Raw genomic sequence first — 18169 nt, forward strand, 5'->3', positions numbered from 1 at the left:
CTGTCGGCTCAGCGGGTACCGGAGTGGCCGAAGCCACCGGCGCCGCGCTGGGTCTCGTCGAACTGCTCGACGATGTCGAAGTGCGCCTGCACCACCGGCACCAGGATCAGCTGCGCGATGCGCTCGCCGACGGCGATGGTGAACGGCGTGTTACCGCGGTTCCAGCAGGACACCATCAGCTCGCCCTGGTAGTCCGAGTCGATCAGTCCGACCAGATTGCCCAGCACGATGCCGTGCTTGTGGCCCAGGCCCGAGCGCGGCAGGATCATGGCCGCCAGGCCCGGGTCGCCGATGTACACCGACAGGCCGGTGGGGATCAGCAGGGTCTGGCCCGGCTCGAGAACGGTGTCTTCCTTGAGCAGGGCGCGCAGGTCCAGGCCGGCGGAGCCGGGGGTGGCGTACTGCGGCAGGGGGAATTCGGTGCCCAGGCGTGGGTCGAGGATCTTGGCTTGAAGAGCGTGCATGTAACTTATTGAACCTGGTTGAGCCGTTCGGCGATGAAGGCAACCAGCTGACGGGCGATCTTGCCCTTGCTGGTCTGCGCGAAGAGGGTCTGATGCTGCTGGCGGTCGATCACGGTCAGGGCGTTTTCCTCGCTGTTGAAGCCGATGCTGGGGTTGGCCACATCATTGGCGACGATCAGGTCGAGGTTCTTGTCCTTGAGCTTGCGCGTGGCGTAGTCGAGCAGGTGCTCGGTCTCGGCGGCGAAGCCCACGCTGAACGGGCGATCAGGCCGGCCGGCAATGGTCGCAAGGATATCCGGATTGCGCACCATCTGCAGCAGCATGCCGTCGCCGGTGGTGGGATCTTTCTTGAGCTTCTGTGGGGCGACGACTTCAGGGCGGTAGTCCGCGACTGCGGCCGAGGCGATGAACAGGTCGCAGGGCATGGCCGCTTCGCAGGCCGCGAGCATGTCCCGCGCGCTGACCACGTCGATGCGGCTGACCCGATCGGGCGTCTGCAGGTGCACCGGGCCGGTGACGAGGGTGACCCGAGCCCCGGCTTCGGCGGCGGCTTCGGCCAGGGCGAAGCCCATCTTCCCTGAACTATGGTTGGTGATGTAGCGCACCGGGTCGATGTTTTCCTGCGTCGGGCCGGCGGTGATCAGCACGTGCTTGCCGGTCAGGGCCTGGCGCTTGAAGCTCTCGGCGGCGCACCAGGCAAGATCCGTTGCCTCAAGCATGCGGCCCAGGCCGACGTCGCCGCAGGCCTGGCTGCCGGAGGCTGGGCCGAATACCTGGATACCACGGCTCTTGAGCAGCTCGAGGTTGGCCTGGGTGGCCGGGTCGCGCCACATGGCCTGGTTCATCGCCGGGGCGACGGCCACGGTGGCGTCGGTGGCCAGTACCAGGGTGGTCAGCAGGTCGTCGGCCATGCCCTGGGCCAGGCGCGCCATCAGGTCGGCGGTGGCCGGGGCGATCAGCACCAGGTCGGCCCACTTGGCCAGTTCGATATGACCCATGGCCGCTTCGGCGGCGGGGTCGAGCAGGTCCATGTGGACCGGGTGGCCGGACAGCGCCTGCAGCGTGAGCGGGGTGATGAACTCGGCACCACCGCGGGTCATGACCACGCGCACCTGCGCGCCGTGTTCCAGGAGTCGGCGAATCAGCTCGGCGCTCTTGTAGGCGGCGATTCCGCCACCGACGCCGAGAACGATGCGCTTGCGATACAACCGCTGCATAGGCCTTGCCTTATTCCAGTGAAAGCGGGCGGCGACGACAGCTGCCTGCGGCAGATCGTCGCATTTTCGAAGCGAACTAGATTAACACAGCGCCCAAAAGGGCCGTAGTGGCAGGCGAGGAGGGGGGATGGGCATCAGGGAATGGCCGGCTGAAGAACGGCCGAGGGAGAAGTTGTTGCAGCGCGGTGCGGCGGTCCTTTCGGACGCGGAGTTGCTGGCCGTGCTGCTGGGGTCGGGGGTTGCCGGGCGCAATGTGCTCGACCTCGCCCGTGGCCTGCTGGCGAAGTTCGGCGGGCTCAGGCCGTTCCTCGAGGCGGATCGGACCAAGGTGCTGCGCGAGCCAGGCCTGGGACCGGTGAGGTATGCGCAGTTGCAGGCATTGCTGGAGATCGGTAGGCGCTACCTGGACGAACACATCGAGCGTGCTTCGGTCCTGGAGAGTCCGGCATCCGTGAGGCGTTATCTCAAGTCCATGCTGCGGCACGAGTCCAGCGAGGTGTTCGGCTGCCTGTTTCTGGACACCAAGCATCGGCCATTGGCATTCGAGATACTGTTTCGCGGCACCATCGACCGCGCGAGCATCTATCCCCGCGAGGTCGTGCGTCGTTCGTTGCTGCACAACGCGGCGGCGCTGATCCTCTGCCATAACCATCCGTCGGGCAGTTGCGAGCCGAGCCAGGATGATGTGCATCTGACGCTGATGCTCAAGCGTTCTCTGGCGTTGATCGATGTGCGGGTGATGGACCATGTCATCGTCGGCGATGGCGAACCGCTGTCGATGCTTGAGCACGGTTGGTTGGCAGGTTAGGCATGGGCAGGTTGCACCGGCCCTTTCGCGGGTAAGCCCGCGAAGAGGCCGGTTGAGGCGGTGCAAGGCTCAGCGGGTAATCGTGACCTTGCTGAAATCCTGCCGGCCGAACGGACTCACCTGATAACCCTCGACCCCTTGGCGCAGCAACGCCGCCGCCGTCGGATGCGCCAACGGCAGCCACAGCGCCTGCTGCTGGATCAACGTCTGCGCCTGCTGGTACAGCCGGCTGCGTACGCTCTGGTCGTTGGTGGTGCGCCCGGCATTGATCAACTGGTCCAGGCGGGTGTCGCAGAAGCGTGCGAAGTTGGTCCCGGACTTGACCGCCGCGCAGGAAAACTGCGGGCTGAGGAAGTTGTCCGGGTCGCCGTTGTCACCCGCCCAGCCCATGAACAGCAGGTCGTGCTCGCCGGCCTTGGCGCGGCGGATCAATTCGCCCCACTCGATGGTGCGAATTTCGGCCTTGATACCGACCTTCGCAAGGTCCGCCTGGAGCATCTGCGCGCCCAGGCTGGGGTTGGGGTTGAGCAGACTGCCGGACGGGCGGGTCCAGATCGTGGTCTCGAAGCCGTTGGCCAGGCCAGCCTTGGCCAGCAAGGCCTTGGCCTTCTTGTGGTCCATGGCGTAGCCGGGCAGGTCCTTGGCGTAGCTCCAGGTGTTCGGCGGGTAGGGGCCGTTGGCGGCGGTGGCGGTGTCTTCGAACACGGCTTTCAGGTAGGCCGGCTTGTCGAAGGCCAGGTTGATCGCCTGGCGCACTTCGGGTTTGTCCAGCGGCGGGTGCTGGCTGTTGATGGCGACGAAGGCGGTCATGAACGCCGGCGTGGTGGCGACCTTGAGGTTGCCGTCCTTGCCGGCTTCGGCGATGTCCAGCGGCTTGGGCGACAGCGCGACCTGGCATTCGCCGCGCTTGAGCTTTTGCAGGCGCACGTTGGCATCGGTGGTGATGGCGAAGATCAGCGGGTCGACCGCGGGCTTGCCGTCGAAGTAGTCAGGGTTGGCGCGGTAGCGCACCACGGCGTCCTTCTGGAAGCGCTGGAAGACGAACGGGCCGGTACCCACCGGCTGACTGTTGAGCTTGTCCGGGGTGTCGGCCTTGAGCAGCTTGTCGGCGTACTCGGCGGAATAGATCGAGGCGAAGCCCATGCTCAGGGTGGCCAGGAAGGTGGCGTCGGGGTGGGTGAGGGTGAAGCGCACGCTGTTCTGCTGCGGCGCCTCGATCAGCTTGATCAGGCTGCCCAGCTGCAGCGACTGGGCGTGCGGGTAGCCGCCCGCCGCGGTCTTGTGCCAGGGATGGGCGGGGTAGAGCATGCGCTGGAAGCTGAACAGCACGTCGTCGGCGTTCAGCTCGCGGGTCGGCTTGAAGTACGGCGTGGTGTGGAATTTGACGCCGGGGCGCAGCTTGAAGTCGTAGATCAGGCCATCCGCAGACACCGTCCAGCTTTTGGCCAGGCTGGGCACCACCTTGCCAAGCCCTGCATCGAATTCGACCAGGCGATTCATCAGCACGTCGGCCGAGGCGTTGGTGGTGGTCAGCGAGTTGTACTGGACCACGTCGAAGCCCTCGGGGCTGGCTTCGGTGCACACCTTGAGTGGCTCGGCCTGGGCCAGGCCGGCGGCGCACAGCGTGGTGAACAATAAGGAAAGGGCGGCGGCACGCATGGTGGCTCCTTGGCTGGTCGGTGACCCATCTGCCGGTGCAGTCTGGAAATTGCCCTACCCTAGTGTGCGTTACCAAAAATGACCACTCTCTTTTTCAGGCAGTTGGCGACGAGCGGTCGACAGTGCGGCGGGCGAGTCGCTATGCTGCTCCCCCGCGATTTGCAGCACGTGGATGCTCACTTTCTGTTGTTGCGGCGTAGTCTTTCTGGTATAAAGCAGCGCTCTTTTCTAGGGGCTCGGCCTGTCGCATCAGCGAATCCGGTCGATAAGACCTCCAGAATCACGGCGCCTGGCGCCAAAGACTGAGAGATTAAGCGGCCAACCCATGCCGGGTTGGGCATGTGGTTTTAGAGGGCTGAGTCATGTCGAGAGTCTGTCAAGTTACTGGTAAGGGTCCAGTAACCGGGAACAACATTTCCCACGCAAACAACAAAACCCGTCGTCGTTTCCTGCCGAACCTGCAGCACCACCGTTTCTGGGTTGAGTCCGAGAAGCGTTTCGTGCGTCTGCGCGTATCCGCCAAAGGCATGCGCGTCATTGACAAGCGTGGTATCGACGTAGTGCTGGCCGAGCTGCGCGCTCGCGGCGAAAAGTTCTAAGGAGAACGTCATGCGTGAATTGATCCGTCTGGTTTCGAGTGCCGGTACCGGCCACTTCTACACCACCGACAAGAACAAGCGCACCACTCCGGACAAGATCGAGATCAAGAAGTACGATCCGGTCGTCCGCAAGCACGTGGTGTACAAGGAAGCCAAGATCAAGTAATTGATCGGTAACCTGAAAAAACCCGCAACCGAAAGGTGGCGGGTTTTTTTATGCCTGCGGATCAGCTATCGCGGGGCAAGCCCGCTCCCACAAGGTTACTTCTGCTCGAACAGCACATAGATCTTGCGGCACGGCTCCAGCACCTCCCAGGTGCCCTTGAAGCCGGCCGGAATGACGAAGCGGTCACCGGCGCGCAGGGTCTTGGCGCCGCCGTCCTGGTCGCGCAGCACCGACACGCCCAGGACGATTTCGCAGTATTCATGCTCGGTGTAGTTCACCGTCCACTGGCCGACCTCGCCTTCCCAGACGCCGGCGGCGAACTGCCCGCAGGGGCTGGAATAGTGGTTGTAGACAGCCTGGTCAGGCTCGCCCTTGAGGATTTTTTCCGCGGCGGGGCGGTAGCGTTCGGCCTCGGTCAGAACCTGGGCGAAGTCTACGATGCTGGCGATGCTCATGGTGGTTACCCTGTTGTTGTTTAATAAAATGCACATCAGTAGGCTTTTGGGCTATTCGTGTCAAATATATTGATAGTTTCATTGGCCTGGTTTAGGGTTGCAGGTGCCTGTGTGCGTTCATCGCCCGGCCAGAATTTCTGACAGCGCCCGTGAGTCCTCAGTGCGGCGTTGCACCTTAACAAGAGAGGAGTTTCCTATGACCACCCTGACTCGTGCGGACTGGGAACAGCGTGCCCAGCAACTGAAGATCGAAGGCCGAGCCTTCATCAACGGCGAATACACCGATGCCGCATCCGGTGAAACCTTCGACTGCCTGAGCCCGGTGGACGGACGCTTCCTGGCCAAGGTCGCCAGCTGCGACCTGGCCGACGCCAACCGCGCTGTCGAGAATGCCCGCGCCGTGTTCGAATCCGGCGTCTGGTCGCGCCTGGCCCCAGCCAAGCGCAAGGCCAAGCTGATTCGCTTCGCCGACCTGCTGCGCAAGCACGTCGAGGAACTGGCCCTGCTCGAAACCCTCGACATGGGCAAGCCGATCGGTGACTCCTCCACCATCGACATTCCGGGGGCGGCCAGTGCCCTCCACTGGAATGCCGAAGCCATCGACAAAGTCTACGACGAAGTCGCCCCGACCCCGCACGATCAGCTCGGTCTGGTGACCCGCGAGCCAGTGGGTGTGGTCGGTGCCATCGTGCCGTGGAACTTCCCGCTGCTGATGGCGTGCTGGAAGCTGGGCCCGGCCCTGGCCACCGGTAACTCGGTGGTGCTCAAGCCGTCGGAAAAATCGCCGCTGACCGCCATCCGCATCGCCCAGCTGGCCATCGAGGCCGGTATTCCGGCGGGCGTGCTGAACGTGCTGCCAGGCTATGGCCACACCGTCGGCAAGGCCCTGGCCCTGCACATGGACGTCGATACCCTGGTGTTCACCGGCTCGACCAAGATCGCCAAGCAGCTGATGGTCTATGCCGGTGAGTCGAACATGAAGCGCGTCTGGCTGGAAGCCGGCGGCAAGAGCCCGAACATCGTCTTCGCCGACGCCCCTGACCTGCAGGCTGCCGCCGAAGCCGCCGCCAGCGCCATCGCCTTCAACCAGGGCGAGGTCTGCACCGCGGGCTCGCGCCTGCTGGTCGAGCGTTCGATCAAGGACAAGTTCCTGCCCATGGTGGTCGAGGCCCTCAAGGCCTGGAAGCCGGGCAACCCGCTGGACCCGGCGACCACCGTCGGCGCGCTGGTCGACACCCAGCAGATGAATACCGTGCTGTCGTACATCGAGGCCGGCCACCAGGACGGTGCCAAGCTGCTGGCCGGTGGCAAGCGCATCCTTGAAGAGACCGGTGGCACCTACGTCGAACCGACCATCTTCGACGGCGTGACCAACGCCATGAAGATCGCCAAGGAAGAGATCTTCGGCCCAGTGCTGTCGGTGATCACCTTCGACACCGCCGAAGAAGCCATCGCCATCGCCAACGACACGCCGTACGGCCTGGCCGCCGGCATCTGGACCGCGGACATCTCCAAGGCCCACAAGACTGCCCGCGCCGTGCGTGCCGGCAGCGTCTGGGTCAACCAGTACGACGGTGGTGACATGACCGCGCCGTTCGGTGGCTTCAAGCAGTCGGGCAACGGCCGTGACAAGTCGCTGCACGCCCTGGAGAAGTACACCGAGCTGAAGGCGACCTGGATCAAGCTGTGATTCGGTAACGCCCCATCGCGGGGCAAGCCCGCTCCCACGTTGACTCATGCGTGGGAGCGGGCTTGCCCCGCGATGCTTTCTGCCTGACTTTCCGCTCGGAGGCCATCATGCGTTGGGGAACCTACTTTGCCGTCCTGGCGTCGGTGCTCAGTGTCGGGCTTGCGCTCGGCGTGAGCATGCCGCTGGTGTCCTTGCGCCTGGAGGGCTGGGGCTACGGTGGGTTCGCCATCGGCGTGATGGCGGCGATGCCGGCGCTGGGGGTGCTGGTCGGCGCCGCGGTGGCCAGCCGGCTGGCCGGCTGGGTCGGTGTGCCGGCCGCCATGCGCCTGTGCCTGTGGGGCGGGGCGTTGTCCATCGCCCTGGTGGCGTTGCTGCCCAGCTATCCGCTGTGGCTGCTGCTGCGTCTGTTGATCGGCATGTCGCTGACCGTGGTGTTCATCCTTGGCGAGAGCTGGATCAACCAGCTGGTGGTCGAGCAGTGGCGCGGGCGATTGGTGGCGCTGTATGGCAGCAGCTATGCCCTGAGCCAGCTGGCCGGACCGCTGGTGTTGGGTTTCCTGGGGTCGGACGACGATTTCGGCTTCTGGGCCGCGACTGCTCTGTTGCTGGTTGCGCCGCTGATCCTGCTAGGGCGCGGAGGGGCGCCGACCACCGAGGCCTGCAGCGTTACTTTCCGCGACCTGTACGGCTTCTGCCGACGCTTGCCAGTGATCGCCTGGGCCATCGCGCTGTTCGCGGCGTTCGAAGCGATGATCCTGACGTTGCTGCCGGTGTATTGCCTGCAGCAAGGATTCACCACGGAGGTGGCGCTGTTCATGGTCAGTACCGTGGTGGTGGGCGACGCGGTGCTGCAACTGCCCATTGGCGCATTGGCCGATCGCATGTCGCGACGCACGTTGTTCAGTGGTTGCGCGCTGACCCTGCTGGTCTCCAGCCTGGCGATTCCCGTGTTGTTGCACACACCGGTGATCTGGCCGCTGTGGGTGCTGTTCGGCGCCAGCGCGGGCGGGTTGTTCACCCTGTCGCTGGTGTTGATCGGCGAGCGCTATCGGGATGATGAGCTGGTGCGGGCCAATGCCCATGTGGCGCAGCTGTGGGGTATCGGGTGCCTGCTCGGGCCGTTGCTGGCAGGGGCTGGGAGCCAGTGGATCAGTGGGCACGCGCTGCCATTGCTGATGGCGGTGGGGGCCGCGGGGTTGGTGATGTTGATCCGGCGGCGGGGGGCGTTCGAGCCGGCGTCGGCCTGAGCCATTCTGGGCTGCTACGCAGCCCATCGCTGGCCAGCCAGCTCCCACAGGCAATTCGGGCCTGGCTGCTACAACATCTTCTCCAGGCCCACCGCCTTGCTGATCCAGGCATTGAAGCGTCGCCATATCCCCCCAGGCTCGGTCACCAGCATATGTCGCTGGCCATTGTCCTCGGTCGTCCAGACCATCTTTCCGTCCACCAGCATCGGCTGGTAGCTCAGCGCCGGCGCCATGCCTTGCACGGCCAGGTCGCGGGTGTATTCGGCCAATTCCGGGCTGTCCACCAGTACGCCGACCTCGGTATTCCACAGTACCGAGCGTGGGTCGAAGTTGAACGAGCCAATGAAGGTCTTGCGCCGGTCGAACACCATCGCCTTGCTGTGCAGGCTCGAATCGGAGCTGCCATGGAAACCCAGGCGCGGTCGTGGATCACCCGGCTGGCGGCGCAGTTCGTACAGTTGCACACCGTGCTCGAGCAGGGCGCGGCGATAGGGCGCGTAGCCGCCATGCACGGCCGGCACGTCGGTGGCCTCCAGCGAGTTGGTCAGCAGCTTGACCGAGGTACCGGCGTCGGCGCGGCTGGTCAGGTACAACAGGCCCGTTTCACCGGGTACGAAGTAGGCGGATACGAGGATCAGCTCCTTGTGCACACCGTTCAGCTCCGGGGCCAGTTGCTGGCTCATCAGCAATCGCGGGTCCGGCTCGTCGTCCGCCAGCACCTTGCTCGGCGCATCCCACAGGGCCTGGCTGTGAGCCCAGATCAGTTCGTTGCGCCACACGTCCAGGCGCGGCTGCGACTGGTAAGCCATCAACCGGTCATACAGTGCCTTGCGCTTGACGCGCGCCTCGGCCAGGGACACCTCAAGGCGCTGGCGGCTGGCGAACAGGTCGTCGGCGTCCGGCTGGCGCCAGAGGAAGTCGCCGATGGGACGGCTCAGGGCGCTGTTCCAGTATTGGTCGAAGCTGTGCCCGAGCTGCTCGGCCACCGGGCCCACGCCCAGCAGGTCGATGTCGGTGAAGTTGAGGTTGGGCTCGGCATCGAAGTACTCGTCGCCCAGGTTGCGCCCGCCGACGATGGCCATGCTGTTGTCCACCAGGAACAGCTTGTTGTGCATGCGCCGGTGCTGAAGCGACAGGTTGAACAGCCGCCCCACCGCGCGAGTGACGCCGGTGCTGCGCCCGAGGTGCAGCGGGTTGAACACGCGGATGTGGATGTTCGGGTGGGCGGCGAGGGTGCCCATCAGGCTGTCCAGGCCGTCGCTGGTGGTGTCGTCGAGCAGGATGCGCACACGCACGCCGCGGTCGGCGGCGCGCAGCAGCTCGTGGACCAGGGCGCGGGTGCTGAGGCCGTCGTGGACGATGTAGTACTGCAGGTCGATGCTGGCCTGGGCGTTGCGGATCAGCTCCGCGCGGGCGCGGAATGCCTCGTTGCTGTTGGGCAGCAGGCGAAAGCCCGAGCGACCCGCGTAGGGCGCGGCCTGGCGCTGCACCGAGCGGCCGAACGCCGAGTCGGCAGCCGGCAGCGCCTGGCTGACTTCACGCGGGGTGCCGACGCTGGCGCAGCCCGACAGGCCAAGCGCCAGCGCCAGCATCAGAGGCAGGGCTCGCAGGGGTCTCAAGGGTGGATCGTCCTGTGCGGCAAGGGCTTATGGGATTGGACCGCGGCGCAACGTTAACCGTCGGCGTGCTCGGCCTCCAGTAGACGAAGGGCGGTTTCACCGACCTTGCGCACCGCGGCTTCGATCTGCGGTGTTGGACGGGCGGCGAAGTTCATGCGCAGGCAGTTCCGGTACTTGCCCGAGGCCGAGAAGATGCTGCCCACGGCGATCTGCACGCCTTGCTCCAGTAACGCGCGGTTCAGGCGCAGCGTATCGAAACTTTCCGGCAATTCAACCCAGAGCATGAAGCCACCCTGGGGGCGGCTGGCACGGGTGCCCGGCGGAAAGTGGCGGGTCACCCAGTCGCACATCTGGTCGCGGCCGCGCTGGTACTGGCTGCGCATGCGCCGCAGGTGGGGCTGGTAGTGGCCTTCGGCGATGAAATCGGCGATCGCCAGCTGCGGTTGGCAGGCGGTGCTGCCGGTGCTGATGTACTTCATGTGCAGTACCCGCTCCAGGTAGCGCCCCGGTGCCACCCAGCCGACCCGCAAGCCTGGCGCCAGGGTCTTGGAGAACGAACTGCAGAGCAGCACGCGGCCATCGTCGTCGAACGACTTGATCGTGCGCGGGCGTGGATAGGTATAGGCCAGGTCGCCGTACACATCGTCCTCGAGGATCGCAACGTCATAGCGCTGGGCAAGGGTCAGCAGGGCCTTCTTGCGTGCCTCGGGCATGATGTAGCCCATCGGGTTGTTGCAGCTGGGCGTGATCTGGATGAGCTTGATCGGCCACTGCTCAAGGGCCAGCTCCAGGGCCTCCAGGCTGATGCCGGTGATGGGGTCGGTGGGGATCTCCAGGGCTTTCATTCCCAGGCCCTTCAGCGTCTGCATGGCGCCGTGGAAGCTGGGCGAGTCGACCGCGACGATGTCGCCGGGCTCGCACACCGCGCGAATGCTGCAGGACAGCGCCTCGTGGCAACCGGTGGTCACCACCAGGTCGGCCGGCCCCAGGCGGCAGCCGGAGTCGAGCATCAGGCGGGCGATCTGTTCGCGCAGCAGGGCGTTGCCGTGGATGTTGTCGTAGTACAGGCCGGGCATGTCCATGCGCCGGCTGATCTGCGCCAGGCTGCGCAGCAGCGGCTTGAGGGTGGGGCTGGCGACGTCGGGCATGCCACGGCCGAGCTGGATCACGTCCGCGCGCGGGGTGGCGCGGACCAGCTCCAGCACCTGTTCCCACTGGGAGATATCCACAGGCCGCTGGGCCGGTCGACTGATGTCGGGCAGGGCCGGAAGCTGCCGGTCCTCGGAAACGAAGTAGCCGGACTTGGGGCGTGGCGACACCAGGCCGTTGTCCTCCAGCAAGCGGTAGGCCTGCTGCACGGTGCTCAGGCTGACGCCGTGCTCCACGCTGAGGGCGCGTACCGAGGGCAGGCGTTGGCCTGGGCGGTAGAGGCCTTGCTCGATGCGGGTGCCGAGCAGTTCGGCCAGGTTGAGGTAGAGCGTCACGGCATACTCCTGCGCGTTGTGCGCCTCGATAACCGATACAGATTGCCGGAAAATACTTCATTCAGCCGACTTTTCGCCAATTCTGTATGGGAATAATAAGCCGCTGTTGAATCTGTATTGTCGAGGGGACGAGCGCGCATGCTTTCTCCACGGTATCGACTGATGGGAGAACGCAGTGATGGGTGGCTTGAGCGATGTGCGCGTGCAACTGATAGCCCGCGAGCTTGAGGCCGGGCAGCGGCCCAAGGTCTTCAGTGCGCCGGCAGGCCTGGGTCGTTGGGGTCTGATGCTGCATCGCTGGCGGACCCGCAGGGCGCTGTTACAGCTGGATGACCGCCAGTTGCGCGATATCGGGCTGACCTGGGAGCAGGCGCGCCGGGAAGGGCGTAAACCTTTCTGGAAAGACTGAGCCGATCTTCTGTAGGAGCGGCCTTGTGTCGCGAAAGGGCCGCAAAGCGGCCCCCGGGCTTCGGCTTATATGCAGATACTGCTGGGGCTGCTATGCAGCCCTTTCGCGACACAAGGCCGCTCCCACAGAGGGCTTGCCTCAGGCTGGTATCAGGCCAGCTCCTTGAGCCGATACCAAAGCATCCCCAGTGCCAGCAGCGGCGAGCGCAGCAGCTTGCCGCCGGGGAAGGTGGTGTGCGGCACCTTGGCGAACAGATCGAAACGACCACCCTGCTGGCCACTGATGGCCTCGCCGAGCAGGCGCCCGGCCAGGTGGGTGGCGTTCACCCCATGGCCGGAATAGGCCTGGGCGTAATAGACGTTGGGCTGGCTGGCCAGGCGGCCGATCTGCGGCAAGCGGTTGGCGCCGATGCCGATCATGCCGCCCCACTGGTAATCGATGCGCGCGTCGGCCAGCTGCGGGAACACCTTGAGCATCTTGGGCCGCATGTAGGCGGCGATGTCCTGCGGGTCGCGTCCGGAGTAGTGGCAGGCGCCGCCGAACAGCAGGCGATGGTCGGCGGACAGGCGATAGTAATCCAGGGCCACGCGCTGGTCGCACACCGCCATGTTCCTTGGCAGCAGCTGGCGCGCGCGCTCCTCGCCCAGCGGCTCGGTGGCGATGATGTAGCTGCCGGCGGGCAGCACCTTGCCACCCAGCTCGCGATTGAGGTCGTTGTGGTAGGCGTTGCAGCACAGCACCAGGGTCTTGGCCCGCACCCGGCCTTGCGCGGTATGTACCTTGACCTCGGAACCATAGTCGATGCGGGTGACCTCCGACTGCTCGTACAGACGCACGCCCAGTCGGCTGGCAGCGGCGGCTTCGCCCAAGGCCAGGTTGAGCGGGTGCAGGTGGCCCGAGCCCATGTCGATCAGGCCGCCGACGTAGCGGTCTGAGCCCACCACGGTGTGCATGTCGCCGGGCTGCACCAGGCGCAGCTCGTGGCGGTAGCCCAGGCTACGCAGTTCCTCGGCGTCTTCGGCGAATCCCGCCAGCTCGGCGGGCTTGTTGGCCAGGTCGCAGTAGCCCCAGGTCAGGTCGCAGTCGATGGCATGGCGCTCGATGCGGTCGCGGACGATCTCCACCGCTTCCAGGCCCATCAGCTTCAGGCTGCGCACACCTTCCTCGCCGATCACCGGAAGGAACTGCTCAAGGCCATGGCCGACACCGCGGATGAGCTGGCCACCGTTGCGCCCGCTGGCGCCCCAGCCGATCTTTCGTGCTTCCAGGACGATCACCGACAGGCCGCGCTCGGCCAGTTCGATGGCGGTGTTCAGCCCCGAATAACCACCACCGACGATGCACACGTCGGCGCTGTGTTCGCCCTGCAGGAAGGGATGGTCGGGGTGTGGCGCGCTGCTGGCGGCGTAGTAGGAGGCGGCGTGCTGCGCGCTGTGGATCATCTATCGATTCCCGGGTCTGAGGCCAAAGGGGGAGGATAGGCATCCGGCGCCATCGCCGGCAAGCTGGCTCCCACAGTTAAAGTGGACCTGTGGGAGCCGGCTTGCCGGCGATTGGCCCTATAATCCGGCGAACATCGTCCAGATACGTCGCCCCATGTCCTGCAACCGCCACAAGATCCACTTCCTGCGCGAACTCATTCCCTCGTTCGAATGCGAACCCGGCTGCCACGACTGCTGCGGTCCGGTCACCACGTCGGCGCAAGAGATGGCCCGCCTGCCGCGCAAGACCCAGGCCGAGCAGGACGCGGCCCTGGAGCGTCTGGACTGCGTGCACCTGGGGCCCAATGGCTGCACGGTCTATGAAGAGCGCCCGATGATCTGCCGCCTGTTCGGGACCACGCCGCGCATGGCGTGCCCGCGGGGTCGGGGCCCGGAACGGCCCATCGACCCGGCAGCCGAACAACTCGTCCACACCTATATCGCCAGCACCCGCCAGGTGCTGGTCTGAAGCCTCAGTCGGGAATCGGCAGGCACAGGCTCTCTTTCACCTCTTCCATCACGATGTAGCTCTTCGACTCACGCACGTGCGGCAGCTTGAGCAGGATGTCGCCGAGCAGCTTGCGATACGACGCCATCTCCGAGATCCGCGCCTTCACCAGATAGTCGAAGTCGCCCGAGACCAGATGGCACTCCAGCACATGGGGCAGTTTGAGCACGGCGCGGCGGAACTCTTCGAAGGTGTCGCCGGACTTGTAGTCCAGGCTGATCTCGACGAACACCAGCAGGCTGCCCTTGAGGTGCTGCGGGTTGAGCCGGGCGTTGTAGCCCATGATGATCCCCTCGCGCTCCAGACGGCGCACGCGCTCGGTGCAGGGGGTGGTGGACAGCCCGACTTTCTCGCCCAGTTCGGTGAAGGAGATACGCCCGTCGTTCTGCAAAATCCGCAGAATGTTGCGGTCGATCTTGTCCAGTTCACGCTTGCTCTGGTGCTGGGTTCTCATAGGGGATGCCCCTCCGTGAAAGGCGATTTTGCCGAGAATTCTCGCCAAATATAGGCGCTTATATAGTGAATAGCACTGGTCGGAGATTCTTATACTGCGCGCATCCATGCCATTTCAACAAAAGACTGCGGTGAGCCGCGTGCGAGGGATGAACAATGCGAGTTCTGGTGCTTGGTAGCGGTGTGATCGGTACCGCCAGTGCCTATTATCTGGCCCGGCAAGGTTTCGAGGTCACGGTGGTCGATCGCCAGCCGGCGGTGGCCATGGAAACCAGCTTCGCCAACGCTGGCCAGATCTCGCCCGGCTATGCCTCGCCCTGGGCCGCTCCGGGCGTGCCGCTCAAGGCCATCAAGTGGCTGCTCGAGCGCCACGCGCCACTCGCCATCAAGCTGACCGGCGATGTCGATCAGTACCTGTGGATGGCGCAGATGCTGCGCAACTGCACCGCCAGCCGCTATGCGGTGAACAAGGAGCGCATGGTGCGCCTGTCCGAGTACAGCCGCGACTGCCTCGACGAGCTGCGCGCCGAAACCGGTATCGCCTATGAGAACCGCAGCCTGGGCACCACCCAGCTGTTCCGTACCCAGGCCCAGGTGGATGCCGCGGCCAAGGACATCGCCGTGCTCGAGCAGTCCGGCGTGCCCTACGAACTGCTCGACCGCGACGGTATCGCCCGCGTCGAGCCGGCCCTGGCCGGTGTGAAGGACATCCTTGCCGGTGCCCTGCGCCTGCCCAACGACCAGACCGGCGACTGCCAGCTGTTCACCACCAAGCTCGCCGAGATGGCCATCAATCTGGGTGTCGAATTCCGCTTCGGCCAGGACATCCAGCGCCTGGACTTCGCCGGTGACCGCATCAATGGCGTGTGGATCGACGGCAAGCTGGAAACCGCCGATCGCTACGTGCTGGCCCTGGGCAGCTACTCGCCGCAGATGCTCAAGCCGCTGGGCATCAAGGCCCCGGTATATCCGCTCAAGGGCTACTCGCTGACCGTGCCGATCACCAACGGCGACATGGCACCGACCTCGACCATTCTGGACGAGACCTACAAGGTCGCCATCACCCGTTTCGACAACCGCATCCGCGTCGGCGGCATGGCTGAAATAGCCGGTTTTGACCTGTCGCTGAACCCGCGTCGACGCGAAACGCTGGAGATGATCGTCAACGACCTTTATCCTCGCGGCGGCGATTTGAGCCAGGCCAGTTTCTGGACCGGCCTGCGCCCGGCCACCCCGGATGGCACGCCGATCGTTGGCGCGACCAGGTTCCGCAACCTGTTCCTCAACACCGGTCACGGCACCCTGGGCTGGACCATGGCTTGCGGCTCCGGCCGTCTGCTGGCCGACCTGATCGCGCGCAAGAAGCCGCAGATCAGCGCCGAAGGCCTGGATATTTCCCGCTACGGCAATGAACGGGAAGTGGCCAAGCAAGGTCATACGGCGCCTGCTCACCAGTAAGCAGGCACCTGTACCGGCCTCTTCGCGGCTAAAGCCGCTCCCACAGGAGGTGCGATTCTTGTGGGAGCGGCTTTAGCCGCGAAGAGGCAAACACTGTTTTCAAACTGAACCACCATAAGGCCCGCCGCCATGCGCCCCGCTCGCGCCCTGATCGACCTCCAGGCCCTGCGCCACAACTACCGCCTTGCCCGTGAACTGACCGGCGCCAAGGCCCTCGCCGTGGTCAAGGCAGACGCCTACGGCCACGGCGCGGTGCGCTGTGCCCTGGCGCTCGAGCCCGAGGCCGACGGTTTTGCCGTGGCCTGCATCGAAGAGGCCCTGGAGTTGCGCGCGGCGGGCATCAAGGCGCCGGTACTGCTGCTCGAAGGCTTCTTCGAGGCCAGCGAGCTGGCGCTGATCGCCGAGCATGACCTGTGGTGCGTGGTGCATTCGCTGTGGCAACTGGAGGCGATCGAGAAGACCGCGCTGCGCAAACCGTTGACCGTGTGGCTGAAGATGGACACCGGCATGCACCGTGTCGGCGTGCACCCCAAGGACTACCACGAGGCCTACCAGCGGCTGCTGGCCAGCGGCAAAGTTTCGCGCATCGTGCTGATGAGCCACTTCGCCCGCGCCGACGAGCTGGACGCCGCCGCCACCGAGCAACAGGTCGCCGTGTTCGAGGCTGCCCGCCAGGGCCTGGCCGCCGAGTGCAGCCTGCGCAATTCGCCGGCCGTGCTGGGCTGGCCGAGCATCAAGAGCGACTGGGTGCGCCCGGGCATCATGCTCTACGGCGCCACGCCGTTCGAGGTGGCACAGGCCGAGGCGGCCCGGCTGCAGCCGGTGATGACCCTGCAATCGCGCATCATCAGCGTGCGAGAGCTGCCGGTCGGCGAGCCGGTGGGCTATGGCGCCAAATTCATCAGCCCCCGCCCGATCCGGGTCGGCGTGGTTGCCATGGGCTATGCCGACGGCTACCCGCGCCAGGCGCCCACCGGCACCCCGGTGGCGGTGGCCGGCAAGCGCACTCAACTGATCGGCCGGGTGTCGATGGACATGCTGTGCGTCGACCTCACCGAGGTGCCCGAGGCGACCGTCGGCAGCCCGGTGGAGCTGTGGGGCAAGCAGGTCCTGGCCAGCGACGTGGCCATGCAGGCAGGTACCATCCCGTACCAGATCTTCTGCAACCTCAAGCGCGTGCCACTGGACTATATCGGCGAATAAGGCGCTGAAGCGGACAGGCTGTGGGGCTGTGTGTTGTAAATACTGAACGGCATTGCCATCATATCGTTCACACTTCCCCCCATCTCGACCGTTTCAGGAGGCTCCAGCTTTGGACGTCGGTGAACGACTGCAAGCCATCCGCAAGCTCAAGGGCCTGTCCCAGCGCGAACTCGCCAAGCGCGCGGGGGTGACCAACAGCACCATCTCGATGATCGAGAAAAACAGCGTGAGCCCGTCGATCAGCTCGCTGCGCAAGGTGCTCAGCGGCATTCCCATGTCCATGGTCGAGTTCTTTTCGGTCGAGCTGGCCCCCGAGAGCCCGACCCAGATCGTCTACAAGGCCCATGAGCTGATCGACATCTCCGACGGCGCGGTGACCATGAAGCTGGTCGGCAAGTCCCACCCCAACCGGGCCATCGCCTTTCTCAACGAGGTGTATCCGCCGGGTGCCGACACTGGCGAGGAAATGCTCACCCATGATGGTGAAGAGACCGGCATCCTGCTCGAGGGCCGCCTGGAGCTGGTGGTCGGCACCGAGACCTTCATTCTCGAAGCCGGTGACAGCTACTACTTCGAAAGCACCCGTCCACACCGTTTCCGCAACCCGTTCGAGGAGCCGGCACGGTTGATCAGCGCGGCGACTCCGTCGAACTTTTGATCCAGCGCAGTGCATTGATTCGCCAATACCCTTTCCCCGAGTGTGGTCGTTTCACGCCTTCCGGGTTCCCGCTATACTTTTCAACGCTCGCAATTCCGTGGCCGCGGGCGTGATTAGCCACCATGAGGGTGTTCGCGTGAACCAAATCAAGAAGATGCTGGCCGTACCAGCAGCCGTATTCGCCCTTTGGGCAATGAGCGCAACCGCTGCAACCAACGACGACATCGCCAAGCGCCTCGCGCCGGTCGGCCAGGTGTGCGTCCAGGGCCAGGAATGCAAGGGCATGGAAGTGGTCGCCACTGCCGGCGGCGGCGGTGCCAAGACGCCGGACGAGATCATCGCCAAGCACTGCAACGCCTGTCATGGCACCGGCCTGCTGAACGCACCGAAGATCGGTGACACCGCGGCATGGAAAGAGCGCGCCGATCACCAGGGCGGCCTCGACGGCATCCTGGCCAAGGCCATCACCGGGATCAACGCCATGCCGCCTAAGGGCACCTGCGCGGACTGCTCGGATGAAGACCTCAAGGGTGCGATCAAGAAGATGTCGGGGCTGTGAGCCTGAACTGATTCGAGTAAAGCCCGCCTCTC

The 18169-nt window shown here is 65.0% G+C and carries 19 protein-coding genes; 11 read left to right on the plus strand and 8 right to left on the minus strand.

What is annotated here, in order from left to right; genetic code table 11:
- Positions 1-8 precede the first annotated feature (8 nt).
- A complete protein-coding gene (gene dut / locus N7422_RS24915) occupies positions 9-464 on the minus strand; it encodes a dUTP diphosphatase (protein WP_279809009.1) in 456 nt (151 codons plus the stop codon).
- A 5-nt stretch (positions 465-469) separates the two neighbouring features.
- Entirely contained in the window at positions 470-1681 is a 1212-nt protein-coding gene (coaBC, locus tag N7422_RS24920; RefSeq protein WP_279809010.1) for a bifunctional phosphopantothenoylcysteine decarboxylase/phosphopantothenate--cysteine ligase CoaBC, read from the minus strand.
- Positions 1682-1808: 127 nt separating this feature from the next.
- Between coaBC and radC the strand changes: the two genes are divergently transcribed.
- Positions 1809-2489, plus strand: a complete 681-nt coding sequence (gene radC, locus N7422_RS24925; RefSeq protein WP_279809011.1) for a DNA repair protein RadC — start codon at positions 1809-1811, stop codon at positions 2487-2489.
- Positions 2490-2558: 69 nt separating this feature from the next.
- On the opposite strand, the gene N7422_RS24930 is transcribed toward radC, so the two are convergent.
- Positions 2559-4148 (minus strand): ABC transporter substrate-binding protein, encoded by a 1590-nt coding sequence (locus N7422_RS24930; protein ID WP_279809012.1) that lies wholly within the window; start codon positions 4146-4148, stop codon positions 2559-2561.
- A gap of 362 nt (positions 4149-4510) precedes the next feature.
- Here N7422_RS24930 and rpmB point away from each other — a divergent pair, with 362 nt between their 5' ends.
- Positions 4511-4747 carry a 50S ribosomal protein L28 gene (gene rpmB, locus N7422_RS24935; RefSeq protein ID WP_003258972.1) on the plus strand — a complete coding sequence of 79 codons (237 nt, stop codon included), beginning with the start codon at positions 4511-4513 and terminating at the stop codon, positions 4745-4747.
- A 10-nt stretch (positions 4748-4757) separates the two neighbouring features.
- Positions 4758-4913: a 50S ribosomal protein L33 gene (gene rpmG / locus N7422_RS24940; protein WP_003253507.1), complete on the plus strand. Its 156-nt coding sequence runs from the start codon at positions 4758-4760 to the stop codon at positions 4911-4913.
- 95 nt (positions 4914-5008) lie between these two features.
- On the opposite strand, the gene N7422_RS24945 is transcribed toward rpmG, so the two are convergent.
- Positions 5009-5368, minus strand: coding sequence for a cupin domain-containing protein (locus N7422_RS24945; protein WP_279809013.1), 360 nt, complete (start codon positions 5366-5368; stop codon positions 5009-5011).
- 196 nt (positions 5369-5564) lie between these two features.
- Here N7422_RS24945 and N7422_RS24950 point away from each other — a divergent pair, with 196 nt between their 5' ends.
- Together N7422_RS24950 and N7422_RS24955 are read left to right on the plus strand one after the other, a co-directional pair.
- Positions 5565-7058, plus strand: coding sequence for an aldehyde dehydrogenase (locus tag N7422_RS24950; protein WP_279809014.1), 1494 nt, complete (start codon positions 5565-5567; stop codon positions 7056-7058).
- Between the two features lie 107 nt (positions 7059-7165).
- On the plus strand, positions 7166-8305 hold the full coding sequence (locus tag N7422_RS24955) for an MFS transporter (protein WP_279809015.1): 1140 nt from the start codon (positions 7166-7168) through the stop codon (positions 8303-8305).
- Positions 8306-8373: 68 nt separating this feature from the next.
- Here the strand turns inward: N7422_RS24955 and N7422_RS24960 are convergent, their stop codons facing one another.
- A complete protein-coding gene (locus tag N7422_RS24960) occupies positions 8374-9924 on the minus strand; it encodes a phospholipase D family protein (RefSeq protein ID WP_279809016.1) in 1551 nt (516 codons plus the stop codon).
- Between the two features lie 53 nt (positions 9925-9977).
- Positions 9978-11408, minus strand: coding sequence for a PLP-dependent aminotransferase family protein (locus N7422_RS24965; RefSeq protein WP_279809017.1), 1431 nt, complete (start codon positions 11406-11408; stop codon positions 9978-9980).
- A gap of 178 nt (positions 11409-11586) precedes the next feature.
- Here N7422_RS24965 and N7422_RS24970 point away from each other — a divergent pair, with 178 nt between their 5' ends.
- Positions 11587-11817 (plus strand): DUF1127 domain-containing protein, encoded by a 231-nt coding sequence (locus N7422_RS24970; RefSeq protein ID WP_279809018.1) that lies wholly within the window; start codon positions 11587-11589, stop codon positions 11815-11817.
- A gap of 149 nt (positions 11818-11966) precedes the next feature.
- Here the strand turns inward: N7422_RS24970 and N7422_RS24975 are convergent, their stop codons facing one another.
- Positions 11967-13259: an FAD-binding oxidoreductase gene (locus tag N7422_RS24975; RefSeq protein ID WP_279809019.1), complete on the minus strand. Its 1293-nt coding sequence runs from the start codon at positions 13257-13259 to the stop codon at positions 11967-11969.
- Between the two features lie 154 nt (positions 13260-13413).
- On the opposite strand from N7422_RS24975, the gene N7422_RS24980 reads away from it, so the two are divergent.
- Positions 13414-13767, plus strand: coding sequence for a YkgJ family cysteine cluster protein (locus tag N7422_RS24980; RefSeq protein WP_279809020.1), 354 nt, complete (start codon positions 13414-13416; stop codon positions 13765-13767).
- A 4-nt stretch (positions 13768-13771) separates the two neighbouring features.
- Here the strand turns inward: N7422_RS24980 and dadR are convergent, their stop codons facing one another.
- On the minus strand, positions 13772-14260 hold the full coding sequence (gene dadR, locus N7422_RS24985; protein ID WP_003258963.1) for a transcriptional regulator DadR: 489 nt from the start codon (positions 14258-14260) through the stop codon (positions 13772-13774).
- A gap of 155 nt (positions 14261-14415) precedes the next feature.
- Between dadR and dadA the strand changes: the two genes are divergently transcribed.
- From dadA to N7422_RS25005, 4 genes are all read left to right on the plus strand, one after another.
- A complete protein-coding gene (dadA, locus tag N7422_RS24990; protein WP_279809021.1) occupies positions 14416-15717 on the plus strand; it encodes a D-amino acid dehydrogenase in 1302 nt (433 codons plus the stop codon).
- 129 nt (positions 15718-15846) lie between these two features.
- Complete coding sequence (gene alr, locus N7422_RS24995; RefSeq protein WP_279809022.1) at positions 15847-16920, plus strand: alanine racemase; 1074 nt, start codon at positions 15847-15849, stop codon at positions 16918-16920.
- A 109-nt stretch (positions 16921-17029) separates the two neighbouring features.
- Positions 17030-17578 (plus strand): cupin domain-containing protein, encoded by a 549-nt coding sequence (locus N7422_RS25000; RefSeq protein WP_011536384.1) that lies wholly within the window; start codon positions 17030-17032, stop codon positions 17576-17578.
- 154 nt (positions 17579-17732) lie between these two features.
- Complete coding sequence (locus N7422_RS25005; protein WP_279809024.1) at positions 17733-18137, plus strand: c-type cytochrome; 405 nt, start codon at positions 17733-17735, stop codon at positions 18135-18137.
- Positions 18138-18169 lie beyond the last annotated feature (32 nt).

Source organism: Pseudomonas sp. GD04091, from assembly GCF_029836165.1.
GTDB lineage: Bacteria > Pseudomonadota > Gammaproteobacteria > Pseudomonadales > Pseudomonadaceae > Aquipseudomonas.

Coding starts and splice junctions, on each gene's coding strand:
- dut (WP_279809009.1), bottom strand. CDS start 464: ATGCACGCTCTTCAAGCCAAGATCCTCGACCCACGCCTGGGCACCGAA.
- coaBC (WP_279809010.1), bottom strand. CDS start 1,681: ATGCAGCGGTTGTATCGCAAGCGCATCGTTCTCGGCGTCGGTGGCGGA.
- radC (WP_279809011.1), top strand. CDS start 1,809: ATGGGCATCAGGGAATGGCCGGCTGAAGAACGGCCGAGGGAGAAGTTG.
- N7422_RS24930 (WP_279809012.1), bottom strand. CDS start 4,148: ATGCGTGCCGCCGCCCTTTCCTTATTGTTCACCACGCTGTGCGCCGCC.
- rpmB (WP_003258972.1), top strand. CDS start 4,511: ATGTCGAGAGTCTGTCAAGTTACTGGTAAGGGTCCAGTAACCGGGAAC.
- rpmG (WP_003253507.1), top strand. CDS start 4,758: ATGCGTGAATTGATCCGTCTGGTTTCGAGTGCCGGTACCGGCCACTTC.
- N7422_RS24945 (WP_279809013.1), bottom strand. CDS start 5,368: ATGAGCATCGCCAGCATCGTAGACTTCGCCCAGGTTCTGACCGAGGCC.
- N7422_RS24950 (WP_279809014.1), top strand. CDS start 5,565: ATGACCACCCTGACTCGTGCGGACTGGGAACAGCGTGCCCAGCAACTG.
- N7422_RS24955 (WP_279809015.1), top strand. CDS start 7,166: ATGCGTTGGGGAACCTACTTTGCCGTCCTGGCGTCGGTGCTCAGTGTC.
- N7422_RS24970 (WP_279809018.1), top strand. CDS start 11,587: ATGGGTGGCTTGAGCGATGTGCGCGTGCAACTGATAGCCCGCGAGCTT.
- N7422_RS24975 (WP_279809019.1), bottom strand. CDS start 13,259: ATGATCCACAGCGCGCAGCACGCCGCCTCCTACTACGCCGCCAGCAGC.
- N7422_RS24980 (WP_279809020.1), top strand. CDS start 13,414: ATGTCCTGCAACCGCCACAAGATCCACTTCCTGCGCGAACTCATTCCC.
- dadR (WP_003258963.1), bottom strand. CDS start 14,260: ATGAGAACCCAGCACCAGAGCAAGCGTGAACTGGACAAGATCGACCGC.
- dadA (WP_279809021.1), top strand. CDS start 14,416: ATGCGAGTTCTGGTGCTTGGTAGCGGTGTGATCGGTACCGCCAGTGCC.
- alr (WP_279809022.1), top strand. CDS start 15,847: ATGCGCCCCGCTCGCGCCCTGATCGACCTCCAGGCCCTGCGCCACAAC.
- N7422_RS25005 (WP_279809024.1), top strand. CDS start 17,733: ATGCTGGCCGTACCAGCAGCCGTATTCGCCCTTTGGGCAATGAGCGCA.